Here is a 21,458-nt window from a genome sequence, read left to right on the forward strand (position 1 = left end):
TACTATTTTTTTGCTGTGATGTAATTCATTTTTGCTTGCGCAATACGATATTGCGAAAGAGCGGTTATTTTAAGTCTATCGTATTTAAGCAGTTGCTGCTGCATCCGAAGTACCTCCTCGAAATCCTTTCCCGAGTTTCCATAAGATGTGAACAAGAGATTGAGAACTTGTTCAGATTCCGATATCTGCTGGTCAAAAAGTGAAATTAAATCGGTCTGTTGTCGAATATCGAACAGTGCCATTTCGTAATTCGAATTCAGAGAATTTGTGGTTTCCGTTTTTTGAAGCGAATAACTTTCTTGCATCAACTGAGCCTCTTTGACTGCTGCTTTGTACTTTCCCCTAAAGATGGGAAGGCTTACGGTGACCATGGGCATTAGTACATCCTTGCCGTTGTCGGGCAAAGCCATATCGGTACGCTCACCCACCATTACATAATCCAACCCGAGCCCGAACCTTGGAAGACCTTGTTTTATTGCAGCATATTCAGATGCCTCGCTTGCCTTTATTTTTAATTCAAGTGAATTCAAAAGTGGATGGTCCACAACTAGGGAATCCTTCGCATTATCCAAGGATAAAGGATCTATTTCAATGTTATCGGCTATAATAACTGGTTCTATCTCGTCACGGTTCAATAGTTTGTTGAACGATGCCAACAGGGGCATCTCTTTTTTGTTCAGAATTCCCAAATTTGTAACGGCCTCCTTTAGCATGATATCTACCCGTAAAACATCTACTAGCGTACCATTACCATTTTTGAACTTTGAGTTGGAAATGGCCTTATAGGATTCAAGTATGGCAATGTTACCTTCCTCGATCTTCATCCACTCCCTCAATTCATACAAAGGAAAATAAGCTGTCGATATTTCGAAATACAGTTTGTTCTTAGCATCTAAAAAAGATTGGTATCTTGCCTCTGCCATAAGTGTGGCCGCATTACCTTGGGCTTTCAGCGTACCAAACCATGGGAACATTTGGGTCAATGAAAACCGTGCATTTTGTGGCCCGACCCTTGTTTCTACCGGAGAAATAAAATACCCGAAAGAAATGGATGGATCTGGCAAGGTGCTGACCTGTGGCACCTTTTCCAATGCCGCTTCAAACTCCTTATATTGGGAAAGTAGGCCCGGATTGTTGTCCGAAGCGATTTTGAAATAATCTTCCAATGTCTGTGCCTGCAATCCTAAACAGGAAAATAATAGTAACAGTGCGATTATGTTCTTCATTTTATTCTAATTTTTTTGTTTTTATTATTGATGACGGTTTCCCTCCAAAACGACTGAAGAACTGGCACCACGAACATGGTCATGATCTGTATCGTCATTCCTCCAAAGGTGGGGATTGCCATGGGAATCATTACATCAGCGCCTTTACCGGTCGATGTCAATACCGGGAGCAGGGCTATAATGGCCACCGCTGCGGTCATCATTGCCGGACGGACCCTTTTTTTACCGGCCTCCAAAACAGCTGCCCTTACTCCTTCTATAGTATCTGGCTTTTTTTCCTCGAAAACTTGATGTATATAAGTCCCCATAATGACCCCGTCATCTGTCGCAATACCGAAGAGGGCTATAAATCCTACCCAAACGGCAACACTCAAATTGATGGTGTGCATTTGAAAAAGATCTCGCATATTCACACCCGATATTGCAAAATTCAGGAACCAGTCCTGCCCATAGAGCCACAGCATAATAAATCCGCCCGCAAAAGCGACGAATACCCCCGAGAAGTGGATTGACGAGGCAATAACGGTCTTGAATTGGAAGAACAACAGCAAGAATATGACCACCAAACTAATCGGTATTACTATAGACAATCTTTTGACCGCCCTTATCTGGTTTTCATAGCTACCAGAAAATTTATAGCTAATTCCCGCAGGGACAATTAATTCCCCTGCATCGATTTTTTGTTGAATGGCCTCTTGCGCATCGTTTACCACATCGACCTCCGCAAAACCATCCCTTTTATCAAAAAGAACATAGCCAACCAAAAATGTGTTTTCGCTCTTGATGGCCTGTGGCCCTCTTACATATTCAAAATCGACTACTTGTGAAAGGGGAATTTGGGCCCCAACGGGTGTAGGAATCAATATCTTGCTTAAAGATTCGGGATCATCCCTTAGTTCCCTAGGATAGCGCACTCTAATTGGGAACCGCTCCCTCCCTTCGACCGTTGATGATATTTTCATTCCTCCAATGGCGGTCTCAATGCTCTGTTGTACATCCTCAACATTAAGACCATAACGTGATATTTCATCCCTATTGATATTGAGGTGCAGATACGGTTTCCCGACAATCCGATCGGCAAATACCGCTTCGGCCTTTACGGAGGCGACTTCTTTTAATATAACTTCCAACTGCATACCAAAATCTTCTATGGTTTTCAAATCTGGGCCGTATACTTTGATTCCCATTGGGGCACGCATTCCTGTCTGGAGCATTACCAAACGTGTTTCTATAGGCTGCAATTTTGGTGCTGAAGTGACCCCAGGTATTTTGGTCACACTGACGATTTCTTCCCAAATATCATCCGCCGATTTGATGTGGGGCCTCCAATTTCGATAAAATTCTCCATTTTCGTCCGCAATCAAGTCTTCTTCGGTAATACCCCTTTCCAATGCCTCTTCATTGGTAAGGGTATCCTTTTGAACGGTAATAAACCGATCTTTACGGTCCACTTTAAAATGGACCCTATGACCTGCTTCGTTTAGGATAAATTCGGGTTTGTAGTTGATAATGGTCTCGAACATGGAAATAGGTGCAGGATCGAGTGCCGATTCCACACGTCCCAATTTTCCGACAGCCATATCCACTTCTGGTATTCCATCAAGAAGCATATCCAATTGACCTATCACATTTCGGTTGTATTCAACCCCTGAATGTGGCATTGAGGTTGGCATTAATAAATAGCTGCCTTCATTCAAAGAAGGCATGAATTCAGAGCCTATTCCAGGAAATCTATTGGAGGAAGCCTGCCAACCTGAAGTTTGCCTGACGTTTTTCCATCCTACGGATTCAAAGCCTTTAGCTACAATTCCAAAAGTACTGTCGAACCCTAGCCATATCAATACTCCAAAAAATAAGGTTACGAAGGGAATCAACATAAACTTCCCTTTGTTCACTAAGCACCATTTGAGCACAGGTTCATAAAAATGCACTATCGCCATTAAGGCTGCCAAAATGATTCCTATCAAAAATAACACGAAGAAGTAGTTGATAATAATGCCATTTTGAGGACCCAATGGCATCCATTCCTCCGTAAGGAAAAAGGACGCTATAAAAATGGTAAGCCCTAAATTTATGTAATTGGGATATGCTTTATATTTTTCGGGCCACCTGGGCTCCAAAAGATTGTTTATTCCAATTAAAGTGAGGGCCAGTGGTAATATCATCCAGGCATAGACAGCGAATAGAATTCCAGCCACAATCAAAAGGATACCCCAAAATCTGCGGACCCGTTTTTTGTTGTAGTCGATGCCAAAGATGAAATGTGCAAGAGCGGGTAGTACAACAAGACCCAGTACAAAGGCACTTAACAATGCAAAAGTTTTGGTAAATGCCAATGGCCTAAAAAGCTTTCCTTCGGCAGATTCCATTGCAAAAACAGGCACAAAACTGACCACAGTGGTTGCCAATGCCGTAGTGATCGCAGATGCAACTTCGACGGTCGCCACATAGATTACGTGCATGAGTTCCTTGCCCTTTACGCCATGGTTTTCGGGCATTTCTAGATGGCGAATAATATTTTCTATGAAGATGATCCCGACATCGACCATGACCCCAATAGCAATAGCAATTCCAGAAAGTGCCACTACATTGGCATCAACGCCGGCATACCGCATAACAATGAAGGTCATTAAAACGCCAACGGGCAAAAGCCCTGAAATGATGATGGAGGCCCTTAGATTCAGTACTAAAATCAATACTACAATAATACTAATAAGGATTTCATGGGATAGTGCATTTTCCAAGGTACCTATGGTCTCATGGATCAACTGGGTCCGGTCATAAAATGGAACAATGGTCAATTGGCTCTCTATCCCGTTCGCCAAAGTCTTTTTGGGGAGCCCAGGAGCAATTTCCTTTATTTTTTCTTTTAAATTGTTGATGACCGCCAAGGGGTTGGAACCGTAACGGGCCACAACAACACCACCTACTACCTCCGCTCCTCCTTTATCGAGAACTCCCCTTCGGGTTGCGGGACCTAAACTTACCACTCCGATGTCCTTGATGCGAACCGGAACATTGTCCTGAACAGCAACAACCGCCTTTTCGATATCCTCAGTCTTTTTAACGTAGCCTAGTCCCCTAACCAAATATTCAGCCTGATTAATTTCTATGGTCTTTGCACCAACATCTTTATTTGATTTCTGTACGGCCTGCATCACTTTGTGTAAAGGGATATTGTAAGCCTTTAAGGCATCAGGATTTACATCTATTTGATATTCCTGAACAAATCCTCCAATGGATGCTACCTCGGAAACTCCATCAACGGCATTAAGTCCATATTTTACATAAAAGTCCTGAACAGTACGTATTTCGTGTAAGTCCCAACCTCCCGTAGGGTTATCGTCCTTGTCCCTACCTTCCAATGTATACCAATAGACCTGTCCTAATGCAGTGGCATCGGGTCCCAAGGTTGGTGTCACAGCCTCCGGTAAGAGTCCGGCTGGGAGTGAATTTAGCTTTTCCAAAATACGGGAACGCGACCAATAAAATTCCACGTCATCGTTGAATATGATGTAGATACTGGAAAATCCGAATATCGAAGAACTTCGGATTGTCTTTACTCCAGGTATACCTAATAAATAAGTAGTCATGGGGTAGGATATTTGATCTTCTATATCCTGTGGAGAACGTCCAGGCCACTGGGTAAATACGATTTGCTGATTTTCTCCAATATCGGGTATGGCATCTACAGGAACCGGGTCTTTAGGCAAGAATCCGGTATCCCAATTAAAAGGTGAGGTCGCAATACCCCAAGTTACTATGGTTATTAGTATAAGAACGGTAACTAACTTGTTCTCTAAAAAATATTTAATGATATTATTAAGCATATTATGATATGTTAGATTGGAATTAAAAGATATGTTCCAAAGGCAATAAACGCCTATAGCCATACTAAATTAATAGTATGGAAATACATCATAAGAATGCTCTAAATAAGGAAAGTCTGGTCCAGAATATTAATATCCTTGACCAAGAAAGGTGGTGGGTAATGGTTAAAAGGAACTGTATTTCCATTCTGTTCCAAAAAGAGGTTAAGATAACTATAAGCGAATGGAAAAACGTACTGTAGTTGTTCGAAAGTTAATTTATCAATCGTAAGTTTCAGGTCATGCTGACCAGTATTTGAAAGCATTTCATCCTCGCAACAACCTTTTTTTTCCAGACTATATTCAAATGAATCAGAAACTTTTTGAATTTCCATTCCACAGGTTTCCGCTTTACCTAAGAAAGAAAAATCGACAAGATCACCACCACAATAGTGTTGCGCAACCGTAAAAGTAAAGGTCGAGAACAGCACAATAAGTGCCATTAAAAAGGATGCTATTTTGAAAAAATGTTTTTTCATTAGATATGCAAAGTTACAAAAATTTTAACCCTAAAATTTTGTTTAACAAAAAATTTGGATTTAAAAAATGCTCTTTTTCATTTGAACAAACATAAAAAATATTTTTTGGAGGCGATATGATAAATATCATGTTATTGTTTAAGTCTTTGAATTAAATTTGTATTAGTCTATCCAGCAAATAATAGCTAACTATTTGTTTTTAAAATATTTAGCCATTTAAAATTAGCTTCTGAATAATCTAAAGTCTAAACAAAATAGACTACTTTAATAAGATAATGAAACGCTTTTTAACCAAAATATTGTCCATTACTTTAGCCATCGCAGTGCTTTTTGCAACTTCGTCTTTCACGGTGGACATGCATTTTTGCTGCAACAAGTTGGTAGATGCTGCGGTATTTAGCAAAGCGAAACCTTGTAAGGACAAAAAGCAGGATATTGAAACAGCATCGAAAAAATGTTCCGTTGGGCAAATGGATTGTTGTAGCAATTCTTCATTTGTAAAAAAGGCCAATGACAACCTTAAAAAGTCCCAATTCGATTTGGAAGCGAACCAGATTGTTTTCTTACAAACTTTTTTCTTTACCTATATAAATCTTTTTGAAGGACTTGAGCTTAAGGAAATTCCTTTTGAAAATTACGACCCTCCTTTTATAAAGAAAGACATACTTCTACTAAATGAAACTTTCTTGATTTGATTTTTAATTAAACAGGTTATTATTACTATAATCTGGACTTCCTATTAGCTAACAGCTCATTGTTGGCTACCTAACGTCGTACCCACTTTTCAACGACAACCATTTCCGATCAGTATTTATCAGAGAAATTAAACCTCTGACTGGCTTTATCTATAAAGAATATCAACATTTTTAGACATGGAATCCATTAAAATATATTGGATCAAAAATATGGTTTGCAGACGATGTCTGAAGGTCATAAAGCAAGAGCTAGAACAAATTGACGTCGAGGTAATTTCCCTAGAATTGGGAAAGTTGACGGTACGTTCGATTAAAAATATTGACAAAGAAATCGATGACAAGGTTATACGCGTACTCCACTTAAATGGATTTGAAATCGCTAAAAACGAAGAAGAAATGTTGGTTGAGGAAGTCAAGATAATACTCATAGAGATCATAAAGGAGTTGCCCATCCACATGAAGAAAAAGACATCAGAATATTTGGCATCTATGTTACATCGCGATTATAAGATTTTGAGCAAACTATTTTCTAAAAATGAAAATACTACCATCGAAAAGTACTTTATAAAACTAAAAATAGAGAAGGTAAAAGAGCTGATACAACTGCAACAATACAGCTTCTCGGATATAGCCTATTTGCTTGACTATAGTAGTGTAAACCACTTATCAAGACAGTTTAAAAACATAACTGGAACAAGCATGACGGATTATAAAAATGCAGAGGATTGGGAGCGTAGTTTCTATGACGAAATTATATAAATAAGAAAGAAAATTATACAGATATAGGCTTCCGATTAAAAATAAATTTGTTAACACCTAAATATCAATAAAATGAAAAACAAAGGAATTTTACAACGTATGACCATAGCAATGGCTATTGGTTTTTTATTCATGGGGTTCAAAACCCAGGCCCAGGAAAAATGGGTAGCACCGGCTAGTGCCGATAAGATTATCAACCCTATAAAGAGTGATGCAAACGCAGCAGCAAACGGAAAAAAAATCTATAAAATGCTTTGTGTCGTCTGCCATGGAGCTAAGGGCAAAGGCGATGGTGTAGGTGGTGCAGGATTAACACCCAAACCAACCAATTTGACCAGTGCAGAATTCCAAGCCCAGACTGATGGGGCCATTTTCTGGAAAATACAAACAGGCAGGTCTCCTATGGCCTCCTATGAAACCTCAATTCCGGAAAAGAAACGCTGGGAAATTATTAACTATATAAGAACACTTAAATAATGAAAAAGCTAATAGTATTATTACTAGTCATTGGATTTGTTCATGTCACAAATGGGCAAACATACAATAACTTTGAGACCGATAGTATAGCGGCATCTCAACCTTATAAACCAAGTAAAACCCAGTTTATGATTCGGGGATATGGGCATACTGGGCTTAACTTTATGAGTAACGGAGATGAAAAAGAGTCCTCCTTTGTAGGCTCTGCTTTCGCTCCCATATTCTTATTCAAGCACTCGGACAAACTTATGTTCGAAGCAGAATTAGAGTTTGTTCTAGAAAATAACGAACTCGAAGTAGGATTGGAATATGCAGACGTTATGTATGTTCTCAACAAGAACATGACCGTTAGGGCAGGAAAGTTTTTGCTGCCTTTCGGAACGTTTATGGAAAGACTTCATCCCGCATGGATCAATAGGCTTCCGACCAGACCTTTAGGCTTTGGCCATGACGGGATCGCTCCATCATCCGGTATCGGTGTTGAATTACGAGGTGCATTCGACCTTGGAGGGCCAACCTTAAATTATTCGGCGTATTCCACCAATGGACCTCGGTTAAAGGACGGAAGTATCGAGCCAGAGGAAGCAGGAATGCTCTCGTTTCAAAATTATGAAGATAATAATACAAGTAAAGCCTTTGGGGGCCGATTGGGGTTATTGCCATTTTCAGATTCTTCCACCGAATTAGGAATTTCGGCCTATTCAACAAACGGTGCAGGGGCTAAAGATTCGGCATATGAGGACATTGGTGCTTTTTTATATGCCATCGATTTTGCTTTTGTAAAACAAGTGCCCGCAATAAGTGGGTTCGTGGATATAAAAGCCCAATACAATAGTTCCAATGTTGATACGGCAACGTTTATCGAGATGCATGAGGATGGTGATGAGGAGGAATACAGTTTTGACAATCAGAGTAATTCATTTTATGGTCAATTAAGCTATCGGCCTACCATGGCGGAAAGTGACTTTATGAAAAAACTGGAGTTTGTTGGACGATATTCAAATTTCAATGCTCCGGAAGGTGCAGAATGGGAAGAAAAATCTATACAATATGCCTTTGGATTGAATTACTGGCTAACCTGGAGGTCCCTAATAAAAATCAGTTATCAGACAACTGAAACCGAAGGGGGACATGGTGGAGAAGGCACGACAACTACAAACGGGTTTTTCCTCCATTGGGCAATTGGATTTTAAGAAAATATAAAAAATAGAAAACATGAAGACAACATATAAATATTTAGTAATAGCGATGGTTTTCCTGACCACTGGAATAACAGTAGTAGCTTGTTCTTCCACCAATAAAACAGTTACTGATGAAACTTCCACGGCAGTAGTAGACGAGGAATTCAGAATGGAAAAATCAGGTGCCCAGTTATGGGGAGAAGCCTGTAATCGATGCCATTTAGCGCCTTCACCTGCAGATTATAACGACACGGATTGGGAAACCATCAGTTTGCACATGCGCGTAAGGGCCAATCTTACAGAAAATGATGTCACGAAAATTGAGGAATTTTTGAAATCTGCAAATTAAATAGGCAGTATACATCTCCCATAAAGCTTTTTAACCATAGCGATATGGGAGATGATATGCACTTTAAGGTCAATGAAAAGGTATGGTTGAAAGTTGTAGCCGTTTCCAGTTCTATATATCCATAAAATAATGTGCTAATTGCAATTATCATTAGTGAGATGTTAAATAAAAAATGGAACGAAATAAGACAAAAAAACAGCACTTATATTAAATAATTATTAATTAAAAATCAAAAATTATGAGGACAACAACTATTATTTTATTTACAATTGGCTTGATAAGTCTATCCAGTTGTAACCAGAAAACAGATCCTAACGCAATGCTCGAAAATTCACAAACGAGAACGGAACTTTTTGATGCAATTACCAGTAATCACAGCTACATGACTGAATTTATGGATAACATGCAGGGCAACGACCATGCTTTGCAGATGATGCAAGACAACCAAATGATGATGGGTACTATGATGAAAGGCCAGGGTATGCAGATGATGATGAAAGATAGCATGATGAAGAAAAACATGATGCAATCCATGATGAAAGACGGAAAGATGATGGGTAATATGATGCAAATGATGCATGAAAAGGGAATGATGAGCGAAGATTGTATGGAATCTTGTAAGAATATGATGGCCGAGGAAGGATTGGACATCATTGAACAAGGTGAAATGGAGTTGAGCAAGAGCCAAAGTCATGGTGATCATCATTAAGGTATATAACATTTAAAAAAAGAAATCATGAAAGGTCATTGGATATGGATGGTTATAGGCTGTGGACTGCCACTATTATTAATCTTTTTAGCACCCTCATTTGGAATAGGAAGTGGTTCATCCCTCTTTATTTTCATCCTTTTTATGTTTGGAATTCACCTTTTTATGCCCCACGGGTCACACAGAAACGGTGGGCATAATCACGCTGACCGAAATAATAAGGGTCACGATTATAATCAAAAAGAACAAACGGAGAAAGCTAAAGCAAAACACGAAGGACATCAACATCACTAAAAATTAAACTAAATGAAACACAAATATCAAATTAACGGAATCAGTTGTGGAGGATGTGTAGCACACGTCAAAAAAACCTTGGAGGCACATCCCAGCATTGAAAAAGCCGAGATATTGTTAGCACCAAAAGGAGCTACTACTATCACTATGAAAGAAGCTATTTCAGTTGCCGAACTACAAAAGCAACTCGATGAGCTCAATGGCTATATAATCACAGAAACAAATTAATAACCACTAAAAAAACAAATATTATGCATTTTTACGACGGACATTTTGGAGGCATGCACCTAATATGGTGGATTATATGGGTCATTTTAATTACTTGGATTTTCTTTATCCCAGCCGATATACCATATCAAAAAACAAAAAAAGAAAGCCCACTGGAGATTTTGAAAAATCGCTTTGCAAAAGGTGAAATATCTAAGGAAGAATTTGAAGAATCAAAAAAGATTTTGAAATCAGATAACTAATTAAAAACTAAAATTATGAATCGATTAAACGTAAAAAAACTCGGTTTTGCCTTTGGGCTTACTGGAGCACTCATTTATTTAGGTTGCATGATAGTCATGGTAACAACCGGAAAAGAAGGCAGTATCGCCTTTTTTAACAGCCTCTTACACGGTCTGGACACTACTAATATTATACGAATGGACGTATCCTTATTGGAAGCACTCTTTGGTATTATTCAAACATTTATTCTATGGTGGCTCATTGGTGCTTGTATTGGAGGATTTTATAATGCCCAAATTAAAGTGAAAAAATAATAGCTTTTTTAAATATGCAATATGTCTGGTTTATATGGTCGCTTATTATTTTAGCTCTTTGGGCAATTATCTATTTGTCCAAAAAAGAGGTTAGAAAAGAAATGCTCAAAATGAGCTTGATTACTATGCCATTTGGTTTAACAGAACCGTTATTTGTGCCAGAATATTGGTTCCCACCGTCGCTTTTTGATTTGGCAGAAAAAACAGGCTTCGATATAGAAAGTTTGATTTTCTCTTTCGCAATAGGCGGAATTGGCACTGTTCTATACAACCTTATTTTTAAAAGAGGACTTGCCGAAATACCACCAAGCGAAAGAAGTCATATAAGGCATCGCCTGCATATTTATATTCTTTTTATACCAGTTATTATATTTATACTTCTGGCGCAATTTACGTCGCTCAATCATATTTATTGCGGCATCATCGCCCTGTTTATCGGCGGAATTGCCACGCTTTACTGTCGCCCAGATTTGAAAGGAAAAATATGGGTTGGTGGAATCCTGTTTACAGTACTTTACTTCATTTATTTCGGAAGCATCCTTCCGTTCTATCCCCAATTTGTGGAGTTGTACTGGAATCTTGACAACCTGACCCATATTCTTGTCTTGGGTATTCCTATTGAAGAATTATTATTCCCCTTCACGTTTGGGATGCACTGGTCTGGATTATACGAACACGTCTATTGGAGAAAACTCATTCAAACTGAAATAATTATTCCACTTAAAGATTAACACTATGAAACAAATACAATCGAATCAAAAAAACAATGCTATCCAAGTTATAGCAATTAACAACCTAATTGGAAAAATACACCAATTGTCCATTAGCGTATTAATTCTTTTACTGCTTTCACTATTACTTCTATCATGTTCCAACAAGAAAAAAGAAGTTGCCGAAAGCGCATCGCAGGCAAACGTAGAAGCGTCAATAAAGATAAATGAAGCGATGTCTTCTGCCCAAAGCTATGAAATCGTTCCCAGCGAAAAAGTGTGTATGGTAAATAATCGATTTATGGGTGTGCCACAAATACCTATTGAAGCCAACGGAACTACTTATTACGGTTGTTGTGAAAATTGTGTTGAAAAGTTACAAAAAAATCTGGATGATGTCCGCTTCGGAAGTAATCCACTTAACGATTCAAAAGTTGATAAAGCTTCAGCAATTATTGTACAGGATAAAAGCAGCGGAAGTGTTTTCTACTTCGCCTCTCAAGAAGATGCTCAATCATTTATAAATAAGAATAAAGGATAGGAAATCTTTATTCATAAAAATTCAAGTTATGAAAATAGTGTTAGCCATAGACGGCTCAGATTGCAGTACAGCTGCTGTTAAAGGACTTTCAAAAATGCCTTTACCTAATGATAGCGAAGTTAATATTATAAATATTTACGAAAATCGTGCATTGCCAACATCAGGGTTACATTCAACAAAAGCAACACTTTATAAATACCCTGATGACGCTATAAAAAATGCACAAAAAATAGGAGATAAAATCATTTCCGAAGCCATCCAGGTTTTAAAAGAAAAAGATAGCTCCCTAACTATAACAACAAGTGTTATTAATGGTCTTCCTAAAAAAGAAATTTTAGAAAAAGCGGAATCCTTTAATGCTGATTTAATTGTAGTCGGTTCACAAGGTCAAGGGGCATTTTCACGTTTTCTATTAGGTTCAGTATCGCAATATTTAGCAACACACGCCAAATGTTCAGTAATGATTGTAAAAGACAAGGATGCAAAGTAACCTATCGCAAATACAAATGATTTAAAAATTAAATATGACTATTAACCACTCAAATAACACAAAAGAGTCTGCCTGCAAAGTAACAGATGAAATCTGCCTACAAGATACTAAATTACCTCGTGTAGTTGTCATTGGTGGTGGTTTCGCTGGTTTAGCGTTAGTAGAAAAATTGAAAAACAAAGAAGTTCAAGTTGTATTATTTGATAAAAATAACTTTCATCAATTTCAACCCTTATTTTATCAAGTGGCAACAAGTGCTTTGGAGCCTGATAGTATTGTATTTCCTTTCAGAAAACAAATTAGTGGTTATAAAAATGTTCTGTTTCGGCTGGCTGAAGTAGAAGAAATTCAACCTTCTTTAAACACTGTTATAACCAATAAGGGAAGTGTGCATTTCGATTATCTCGTATTAGCCACAGGAACAACTACCAATTTCTTCGGAATGGATAACGTCGAGTCCCATAGTCTTGGGATGAAAGACATTCGCGATTCTCTAAATATTCGTCATATGATGCTTCAAAATTTGGAGGAGGCAGCCATAACCTGTGATGACAACGAACGTGATGCCTTAACCAATTTCGTAATCGTTGGCGGTGGACCCGCTGGTGTAGAAATGGCTGGTGCGTTGGCTGAATTTTGTAAATACATTCTTCCAAAGGATTATCCAGAATACCCTTCTTCTATAATGAACATTTATTTAGTAGAAGCGAATGATAAGCTATTAAGCACAATGTCTGACAATGCATCCACGAAAACACTAAAATATTTGAAGGACTTGGATGTAAAGGTACTATTCAATGAATCGGTAAGCGATTATGACGGCTCAATAGTCACAACCAAACGTGGAAAAACCATTTTAGCTAAAAATCTAATCTGGACGGCGGGTGTTAAAGGACAGTTCCCAAAAGGCATTGATGAAAAACACGTGGTTAGAGGTAATCGTCTTAAAACCAATTCTTATTTAAAAGTAGAAGGCTACGAAAATATTTTTGCCATAGGTGATATCGCTGCACTTATTTCCAGTGATACACCAAAAGGGCATCCACAAGTAGCTCAAACAGCTATTCAGCAGGGCAAATACTTGGGTGATTCACTTTTAGATATAATAAAAGATAAACCTTTAAAACCTTTCGAATATAAAGACAAGGGGTCATTGGCAACAGTGGGAAAACGTAAGGCAGTAGCTGATTTGGGAAAATTCAAATTCGCAGGCTATTTTGCCTGGTTACTGTGGTCTATAGTGCACTTGATGTCCATAAGCGGGTTTAGAAACAGATTGATGGTTGGTTTTAATTGGACGGTAAGCTATTTCACTTATGAAAAAAGTAATCGTGTCATAATTAGAAATTTTAAACCAATAACCAAAAGTCTATCAAACGAAGAAATATCATAACAATGGAAAACACCACAAAAAAAAACAATAAGCTGTCCTTAATAGGTTCTATATCTCTTGGCACAGGCGTAATGATTGGTGCTGGCATATTTGTACTTATGGGGCAAATAGCAGAATTAGTGGGAGATTTATTCCCGATTGCATTTATTGCGGGTGCCATTGTGGTAGGTTTCAGTTCATATTCTTATGTAAAGTTCTCAAATGCCTTTCCATCTTCTGGAGGTGTGGTCAAATTTTTTAATAAAGCCTACGGACCAGGAACTACAACTGGTGTCTTTTCTCTGTTAATGTATGTTTCAATGGTCGTTTCAGAAAGTTTAGTGGCAGGTACTTTTGGGGCTTACACGCTTCGGTTGTTCCCAGAAAGTTATGCTGGTTACGCATCTATACTTGGGATTTTACTTTTGGTAACTGCCTATATATTAAATATTTTAGGCAATAAAGTTATTGGAGCAACGGCTACTTTTACAGCAATTATTAAGGTTGCAGGTATTGCATTGCTAGCCATTGCGGGTCTAGTAATTTCTGGGATTGCAGATATTACTGGGAATTATATTCCCAATAATTCCGAAACTATGCCACAAGGTCTTGCCTTTGTAGCCGCATTAGCATTATCAATCCTTGCCTATAAAGGATTCACAACAATTACAAATCAAGGTGGTGATATCAAAGACCCTCATAAAAACATCGGTCGGTCTATTGTGTATTCAATCCTTATCTGCACGGTCATATATGTAGCATTGGCACTATCTGTTGCAGGAGGTTTAAGCATCCCTGAAATAATCAAAGCAAAAGATTATGCCTTGGCAGCAGCGGCAGAACCTGTTTTTGGAGAATGGGGTTTATGGATTACCATAGCCATAGCAATTGTAGCGACATTTTCAGGCGTGTTAGCTAGTATGTTTTCCGCATCCCGCTTATTAGGGATGTTAAGTAATATGAAACAAGTGCCATCTTTAAAGAAACTAGGAAATTTTAAAAATCCGGCACTCATATTTACGGCTTCTCTTGCTATTTTATTGACTGTTCTGTTCGATTTAACAAGGATAGCTTCCATAGGAGCTATTTTTTACCTCATTATGGATATTGCTATCCATTGGGGGCTTTTCCGCCACCTAAAAAAGGACGTAAAATTTCAACCTATCATTCCATTAACAGCTATAGTAATGGACATTGCAGTACTCGTTGCCTTTCTATATTTAAAATATCTGAACGATCCATTAGTACTCATCGTTGCAGCAATTGGTATTATTTTAATACTCGTTGCAGAACGTTTTTTTATGAAGTCACACACAGATGATGACGGTAATATGGAGATGGGAATGGAAAATTTAAGTAACAAAAAACAATAAAACATAATTAATAAAAACAATTTATATGAAAAACATAGCAGTTATAGGATACGGGGTCATTGGAAAAAGAGTAGCCGACGCCATTAATTTACAAGATGATATGAACCTTATTGGGGTTTGCGATGTCATTAGTGATTGGCGTATTCAGAACGCCGCGAGAAGAGAATATAATATTTATGCGGCAACCGCCGAAGCCGAAAAAGAAATGAAGACTATTGGCATTTCGGTAAAAGGTAATCTGCAAGGCTTGTTAGATAAAGCAGACCTCGTGGTCGATTGTACGCCAAAAAATATAGCAGCAAAGAATGTTATAATTTATAAAAAACAAGGCATAAAGTTCATTGTTCAGGGTGGTGAAAAACACGAAACCACTAACCATTCTTTTAGTGCAGAAAACAATTATAGTTCAGCTCTAAATCTAGATGCTACAAGAGTTGTTTCCTGCAATACCACTTCTATTCTACGAACGCTGACCGCTTTAAAAAGAGCAAATTTATTGGATTATGCCAGAGGCACCTTATTAAGAAGAGCTACCGATCCTTGGGAAAGTCATTTAGGTGGTATTATGAACACTATGGTTCCCGAAAAAGACATCCCAAGTCATCAAGGTCCAGATGCAAAAAGCGTAGATCCAGATTTGGACGTCATCACTTCCGCAGTAAAAGTTCCAGAAACCTTAAGCCATATGCACTATTGGAATGTAAAATTGAAAAAACAAGCAACGAAAGATGACGTGCTGAACGCATTTAAAACATCCAGCCGTATTAAACTAATTCGTTATGACCAAGGTTTGGTTTCAAATAATACCATTAAAGAAATGTTCTTGGATATGGGCAGACCTTGGGGAGATATGTACGAGGTAGCCCTTTGGGAAGATATGCTAAAGGTGGTGGGCGATGAACTATTTTATGCCTACGTGGTCGATAATCAAGCCATTGTTATTCCTGAAACCATTGATGCCATAAGAGCACTTACTGGAATAGAAACGGATGCAGCAAAATCCATCACTAAAACCAATACAAGTTTAGGAATCAATTAAACGCCATTAAGATGAAAACAGACAAAAACATAATAGAACTTTTAGGAGAAAAAGCAGACTTCTATTTAGAACACGTTTGTGAAAAAATTACAAAGGATGAATTGCAAACCCCTAGTAAGACAAGTCTAGATAAAGTATTTACCCAAAGTAATAGAAATTCGCAAGTTCTGCGAAGTCTTTCACAGTTGTACAACCATGGAAATCTTGGTGGTACAGGCTACTTGAGTATTTTACCTGTTGACCAAGGTATTGAGCATAGCGCGGCGTATTCATTCTATAAAAACCCTGATTATTTTGACCCAGAGAATATTATAAAACTGGCGATAGAAGCAGGATGCAATGGAGTGGCTTCAACCTTTGGTGTTTTGGGACTTAACGCCCGTAAATATGCCCATAAAATTCCATTTATCGTAAAGATTAACCATAATGAACTGCTTACCTACCCCAACAAATATGACCAAACCTTATTTGGCAAAGTAAAAGATGCGTGGGATATGGGAGCAATTGCAGTAGGTGCTACCATTTATTTTGGTTCTGAAGAAAGCAACAGACAGCTCAAGGAAATTTCCGAAGCTTTTGAAGAGGCTCACAGTTTAGGTATGGCTACTATTTTATGGTGCTATACCCGAAACGAAGCTTTTAAAACGACTAAAGAGGACTATCACACTGCAGCGGATTTAACAGGGCAGGCCAACCACCTAGGGGTAACGATACAGGCGGATATTATCAAACAGAAATTACCCACCACAAATTATGGCTTTAAAGACCTGCAATATGGGAAGTATGACGATGCCATGTATGAAAGCTTGACAACTGAACACCCTATTGACCTGTGCCGGTTACAGGTCGCTAATTGCTATATGGGCAAAATAGGGTTGATCAATTCCGGCGGGGGTTCCAAAGGGGCGTCAGATATGATCGAAGCCATCACAACGGCAATCGTAAATAAACGGGCCGGAGGTTCGGGTCTGATACTGGGAAGAAAGGCTTTTCAAAAGCCCTTTCAGGACGGGGTGGAATTAATACATGCGGTTCAGGGCGTTTATCTCGAAAAAAAAATCACAATAGCTTAATACGTACATAAGAATGTTTGATACAGAAATAAAATCATTGAAATCCCTTAACCACTACCTGCGAAAACTGGTAGAAAATAGGCTGTGGCTCAAGGTTATCATTGCTTTGTTTTTAGGTGTTGGTGTTGGCCTGTTGTTGAGCCCTCAAAACGGTTGGATTACAAAAGACACTGCCGATGTCTTAGGGAATTGGTTGGCCCTGCCTGGAATGCTTTTTCTTAAATTGGTACAGATGATCATGATTCCCTTGATCGTGGCTTCCATCATTACGGGCATTGCCAGTAATGATAAGGAAAATCTCAAGCGATTGGGTGGCGGTGTGTTCGTGTATTTTATATCAACAACAATTATTTCCGTATCCATAGGTACAGTACTGGCCTTACTCTTTAGACCGGGAAAGTACTTGCACCAACAGGTGGAAGTCGATCATGCCAATGCAATGGCCGATACCGTCGAAAGTTCAGAACTTTCATTTGGAATAAAAGATATTCCGGATGCCATAACAAATTTGTTGCCAGAAAACCCATTGGCATCCATGGTAAGTGGCGAAATGTTGAGTATCGTCATTTTTACCATCATAATAGGCGTTGCGGTTTTATCGCTGACCGACGACTTTCTCAAACCGGTAAAGTTGCTGTTGGGGGCAATTCAGGAAATCTGTATGACGGTGGTCAAATGGGCCATGCTATTGGTTCCGATCGCCGTATTCGGTCTAATGGCACAGTTGACCTCCAGTGTTGGCTTGAACTCCTTGGCAGGTTTGGGCTTTTATGTACTCGTAGTATTGATAGGCTTGCTAATATTGGTCGGTATCTACCTTTTGTTAGTAAGCATACTTGGCCGCAGCAATCCATTTAAATTTTTACGAAAGATTACGGATGTCCAACTTTTGGCATTCTCTACAACAAGCTCTGCCGCAGTAATGCCCTTATCGTTAAAAACAGCGGAGGAAGAACTCAAAGTGGATGCCTCCATCAGCAATTTTATTATTCCCATCGGAACCACCGTAAATATGGATGGAACGGCGCTATATCAGACCATTACGACTTTGTTCATAGCCCAGGCTTATGGACTTGAAATGGGCATTCTAAACGTCATAGTTATCATAGTTACCATAGTTGCTGCCTCCATTGGAACCCCGGCCATACCAGGAGGTGGCGTTGTGATTTTGGCTTCTGTGCTATCCAGTGTCGGAATTCCGTCCGAAGGAATCATCATAATCATCGGGGTGGAGCGCTTGCTTGGCATGTTCCGATCTGCGGTCAATGTTACTGGTGACTTAACGGCCTGCATGGTATTCGATAGGTTTTATGGAAAAAAACCGGGGAAAGCTAAAGAGAGTTATGTAAAAGCAAATACGGAATATTCCACTGTTTAAATGTTTAATGAACCGGATGATGATACAATCGATTAAAGACATAGAGCTTTCCCCAAAACCGGGCAAGACGTACTGGATAAACTGTCACAGGGAATGGCGGGAAGAGGTCATTTATTTTCTGATGGTCGACCGATTTCATGATAGCAACGAGCGGCATTCGAAGAATTTCGATATTCGACATGCCGGTTTCGGGAATGAAGATCAATTGCAAAAGCCTTTTGGGGGCACAATTAAAGGCATCATCAATAATATCGATTATATCAAAAATTTAGGTTGCACGGCCCTTTGGCTGAGCCCTGTGTTTGAAAATAATCCGGAATCCTATCATGGATACGCCATCCAAAATTATATGGATGTGGATAAACGCTGGGGCACCAAGGAAGAACTGGAAGAACTGGTAGACAAGGCACACAATCTGGATATACGGGTCTTTTTGGATATCGTTCTGCACCATTCGGGAGATAATTGGTCGTATCCTTTTGATTATGACTATTTCTACGCGGAGGGGCAACGGTTTCCCCTGGGCGATTGGCGGGAAAAAGATAGACCAATACCCGTTGAACTTAGAAACCCGGAAATGTATAATCGAAAGGGACAGATTGGAAATTTCGATGCCTATCCCGAGACTCAGGAAGGTGATTTTTTAACCTTAAAAACATTTAGAAACGATGGTTCTCCCGCTAGTGAAGATCTAAGGGATATCTTGGCCAAGATACATTGCTACTGGATACGGGAGACCGATGTGGACGGTTTTCGTTTAGATGCCGTCAAACATATGAAGGGTAGCGATATCAGTCGTTTTTGCTCTACAATTAGGGAATATGCCTACTCCTTGGGCAAAAGAAACTTTTTCCTATTTGGTGAAATTATCGGTAATGATGAGATGGGTAATCCCTATATAGGTCCTAAAATACTGCCTGAGGACCGGAACATATATTACGGGCTTGATTCTATTTTGGATCACCCGTTACACAGTGTTTTGGCAGAAGTAATAAAGGGAAATTCATCTCCGAACAGATTGATACAGCGATATTCTGATTTGCAAAAGAACGCCCTAAGCCGAGGTGAATATGGGGAATTTTTGGTGACCTATATCGATGACCATGATCAGGTGGGGATGGATTTTAAACATCGCTTTGGCCATAATGCTACTCCCGAACAAATTGTTGCGGGGATGGGCTTTCTCATTTGTGCCCTTGGCGCCCCATGTATTTATTACGGAACCGAACAAGGTTTTGAGGGTAACGGTACTGATGACCGATATATTCGGGAAGGAATGTTCGATCCCGATGATAAGGAGTCAAACGTATTGAATCAAGATTCATGGATATACAAGCGAATTTCTGTCTTGGCACATCTAAGACAAAGAGAAGCTATTCTACAGTTCGGCAGAATGTATTTCAGGGAAACTTCGGAAAACGGACTTGATTTTCATTTTCCTGAATGTCAGGAATGCCTGTTGGCATTTTCAAGAATTCTGCATGAGGGCGAAATTCTCGTAGTTTATAATACTTCCCCAAAGGATACTAAGGTAGAATATATAGCAATCGATTCCCATATTAATAAGGAGGGTGCATTTATGGAATGCATCTATGGTAACAAGAAAAAAATCAGGATAGAAAAAAATAAAGATCAAGTAGATGACCGTCTTTTAATCAAGATAAAGTTAAAACCCATGGAGTTTTTGATATTCAAAAACAAATAAGGAAAACAAATACTTAGGCGATGGAAATCAATAATATGAGACTATGAAATACAGGATGGTAAAAATTACAAAAAGGGCTCTGATAGCCGTGTTAGTGATATTAGCGTTGTTTACCTCAGTAGCAGGATATCAATACCTAACGGTCGCTTTGGCTCCTGAATATAATCCCGAAACCATGCCGTTGAACTATGAAGTAATGGGCTCGGGCGAAAGAAAAATAGTCCTGATACATGGCTTGGCAGGTTCTAAAAATTACTGGCGAAGGGATTTGGAGAAAATTTCAGGAACTTACAGACTGCTGTTAGTCGACTTGTTGGGCTTCGGTGATTCTCCCAAACCCCAAAGCGAATATACTCTCCAAATTCAGCTTGCCGCTCTTGAAAACATCATTTCGAAAGAAGGCTTTCATAGAGGAGAGAGTCTTATTGTTGGTCATTCTCTGGGTGCCGTACTATCTCTGGCACTTTTCGCAAAACACCCTGACTGGTTTAAGGGAGCGACCGTGATTGGCCTTCCTTTTTTTGAAAGCAAAGGTCAATTTTTGGAACAGATGTCTAGCGATTCATTTTTCGATAAGCTTGCCGTTGGCCGCTATGGAAAACTGTTCTGCATGCTCCACCCATTATACATTGTGAAATGGTTCAAGCCTAAAAATCTGACCGATGATGTTTTTAAAGACTCAAAAAAACATACCTGGCAGAGCTATTATAATTCGTTGAACGAGGTAATTCTCAAAACAGATTTATTTACGCTTACCAAGAACATACGCGACCGAAAAATCCTCTTTATCCAAGGCACAAACGATAAAGTGGCACCCTTTGTAAATGTAGAAAAATTTACAAGATCCTTTAACCAGGCTAAGCTAATAGAAGTACAGGATGGAGACCATCAACTCTTTCTGAAAGAACCATTTGAAGTCTGGAAAGCGATAGGGGATTTTTTCGATGAAAAATCGTGATGAATAGAATTGAATAC

General features: G+C 39.0%; 23 protein-coding genes. 20 read left to right on the forward strand and 3 right to left on the reverse strand.

Annotated elements, in window-relative coordinates:
- Positions 1-2: 2 nt before the first annotated feature.
- The 3 genes from AAC084_RS14785 to AAC084_RS14795 form a co-directional block, all read right to left on the reverse strand.
- Positions 3-1,226: a TolC family protein gene (locus AAC084_RS14785; protein ID WP_339840970.1), complete on the reverse strand. Its 1,224-nt coding sequence runs from the start codon at positions 1,224-1,226 to the stop codon at positions 3-5.
- Positions 1,223-5,056, reverse strand: coding sequence for an efflux RND transporter permease subunit (locus AAC084_RS14790; protein ID WP_339840971.1), 3,834 nt, complete (start codon positions 5,054-5,056; stop codon positions 1,223-1,225). Before AAC084_RS14790 ends, AAC084_RS14785 begins: the two co-directional genes overlap by 4 nt.
- Positions 5,057-5,157: 101 nt before the next feature.
- On the reverse strand, positions 5,158-5,574 hold the full coding sequence (locus AAC084_RS14795; RefSeq protein ID WP_339840972.1) for a hypothetical protein: 417 nt from the start codon (positions 5,572-5,574) through the stop codon (positions 5,158-5,160).
- Between the two features lie 275 nt (positions 5,575-5,849).
- Between AAC084_RS14795 and AAC084_RS14800 the strand changes: the two genes are divergently transcribed.
- The 20 genes from AAC084_RS14800 (at position 5,850) to AAC084_RS14895 (ending at position 21,441) form a co-directional block, all read left to right on the forward strand.
- Positions 5,850-6,269 carry a hypothetical protein gene (locus AAC084_RS14800; RefSeq protein WP_339840973.1) on the forward strand — a complete coding sequence of 140 codons (420 nt, stop codon included), beginning with the start codon at positions 5,850-5,852 and terminating at the stop codon, positions 6,267-6,269.
- A gap of 177 nt (positions 6,270-6,446) precedes the next feature.
- Entirely contained in the window at positions 6,447-7,028 is a 582-nt protein-coding gene (locus tag AAC084_RS14805) for an AraC family transcriptional regulator (protein ID WP_339667288.1), read from the forward strand.
- 72 nt (positions 7,029-7,100) lie between these two features.
- Positions 7,101-7,505 carry a cytochrome c gene (locus AAC084_RS14810; RefSeq protein WP_339840974.1) on the forward strand — a complete coding sequence of 135 codons (405 nt, stop codon included), beginning with the start codon at positions 7,101-7,103 and terminating at the stop codon, positions 7,503-7,505.
- Complete coding sequence (locus AAC084_RS14815) at positions 7,505-8,698, forward strand: hypothetical protein (protein WP_339840975.1); 1,194 nt, start codon at positions 7,505-7,507, stop codon at positions 8,696-8,698. Before AAC084_RS14810 ends, AAC084_RS14815 begins: the two co-directional genes overlap by 1 nt.
- A gap of 22 nt (positions 8,699-8,720) precedes the next feature.
- A complete protein-coding gene (locus AAC084_RS14820) occupies positions 8,721-9,035 on the forward strand; it encodes a hypothetical protein (RefSeq protein ID WP_339840976.1) in 315 nt (104 codons plus the stop codon).
- A gap of 238 nt (positions 9,036-9,273) precedes the next feature.
- Positions 9,274-9,744 carry a hypothetical protein gene (locus AAC084_RS14825; protein WP_339840977.1) on the forward strand — a complete coding sequence of 157 codons (471 nt, stop codon included), beginning with the start codon at positions 9,274-9,276 and terminating at the stop codon, positions 9,742-9,744.
- Between the two features lie 27 nt (positions 9,745-9,771).
- On the forward strand, positions 9,772-10,038 hold the full coding sequence (locus AAC084_RS14830) for a hypothetical protein (protein WP_339724797.1): 267 nt from the start codon (positions 9,772-9,774) through the stop codon (positions 10,036-10,038).
- A gap of 12 nt (positions 10,039-10,050) precedes the next feature.
- The gene (locus AAC084_RS14835; protein ID WP_339840978.1) at positions 10,051-10,266 is read left to right on the forward strand and encodes a cation transporter; all 216 of its coding nucleotides are present in this window, start codon (positions 10,051-10,053) and stop codon (positions 10,264-10,266) included.
- A 23-nt stretch (positions 10,267-10,289) separates the two neighbouring features.
- A complete protein-coding gene (locus AAC084_RS14840; protein WP_339840979.1) occupies positions 10,290-10,508 on the forward strand; it encodes an SHOCT domain-containing protein in 219 nt (72 codons plus the stop codon).
- A 15-nt stretch (positions 10,509-10,523) separates the two neighbouring features.
- Positions 10,524-10,802: a DUF5676 family membrane protein gene (locus AAC084_RS14845; protein ID WP_339840980.1), complete on the forward strand. Its 279-nt coding sequence runs from the start codon at positions 10,524-10,526 to the stop codon at positions 10,800-10,802.
- 14 nt (positions 10,803-10,816) lie between these two features.
- Positions 10,817-11,533: a lycopene cyclase domain-containing protein gene (locus AAC084_RS14850; protein ID WP_339840981.1), complete on the forward strand. Its 717-nt coding sequence runs from the start codon at positions 10,817-10,819 to the stop codon at positions 11,531-11,533.
- Between the two features lie 4 nt (positions 11,534-11,537).
- Positions 11,538-12,053, forward strand: coding sequence for a hypothetical protein (locus AAC084_RS14855; RefSeq protein WP_339840982.1), 516 nt, complete (start codon positions 11,538-11,540; stop codon positions 12,051-12,053).
- Positions 12,054-12,081: 28 nt separating this feature from the next.
- Positions 12,082-12,543 carry a universal stress protein gene (locus AAC084_RS14860; protein ID WP_291790380.1) on the forward strand — a complete coding sequence of 154 codons (462 nt, stop codon included), beginning with the start codon at positions 12,082-12,084 and terminating at the stop codon, positions 12,541-12,543.
- A gap of 34 nt (positions 12,544-12,577) precedes the next feature.
- A complete protein-coding gene (locus AAC084_RS14865; protein ID WP_339840983.1) occupies positions 12,578-13,936 on the forward strand; it encodes an NAD(P)/FAD-dependent oxidoreductase in 1,359 nt (452 codons plus the stop codon).
- Between the two features lie 2 nt (positions 13,937-13,938).
- Entirely contained in the window at positions 13,939-15,288 is a 1,350-nt protein-coding gene (locus AAC084_RS14870; RefSeq protein WP_339840984.1) for an APC family permease, read from the forward strand.
- A 25-nt stretch (positions 15,289-15,313) separates the two neighbouring features.
- A complete protein-coding gene (locus AAC084_RS14875; protein WP_339840985.1) occupies positions 15,314-16,327 on the forward strand; it encodes a type II glyceraldehyde-3-phosphate dehydrogenase in 1,014 nt (337 codons plus the stop codon).
- An 11-nt stretch (positions 16,328-16,338) separates the two neighbouring features.
- Entirely contained in the window at positions 16,339-17,400 is a 1,062-nt protein-coding gene (locus AAC084_RS14880) for a class I fructose-bisphosphate aldolase (protein ID WP_339840986.1), read from the forward strand.
- Between the two features lie 13 nt (positions 17,401-17,413).
- Positions 17,414-18,778 (forward strand): dicarboxylate/amino acid:cation symporter, encoded by a 1,365-nt coding sequence (locus AAC084_RS14885; protein ID WP_339840987.1) that lies wholly within the window; start codon positions 17,414-17,416, stop codon positions 18,776-18,778.
- A gap of 121 nt (positions 18,779-18,899) precedes the next feature.
- Entirely contained in the window at positions 18,900-20,483 is a 1,584-nt protein-coding gene (locus tag AAC084_RS14890; RefSeq protein WP_339840988.1) for an alpha-amylase family glycosyl hydrolase, read from the forward strand.
- 43 nt (positions 20,484-20,526) lie between these two features.
- Positions 20,527-21,441, forward strand: a complete 915-nt coding sequence (locus AAC084_RS14895; protein ID WP_339840989.1) for an alpha/beta hydrolase — start codon at positions 20,527-20,529, stop codon at positions 21,439-21,441.
- The last annotated feature ends 17 nt before the right edge of the window (positions 21,442-21,458 follow it).

Source organism: uncultured Maribacter sp., from assembly GCF_963977385.1.
GTDB lineage: Bacteria > Bacteroidota > Bacteroidia > Flavobacteriales > Flavobacteriaceae > Maribacter.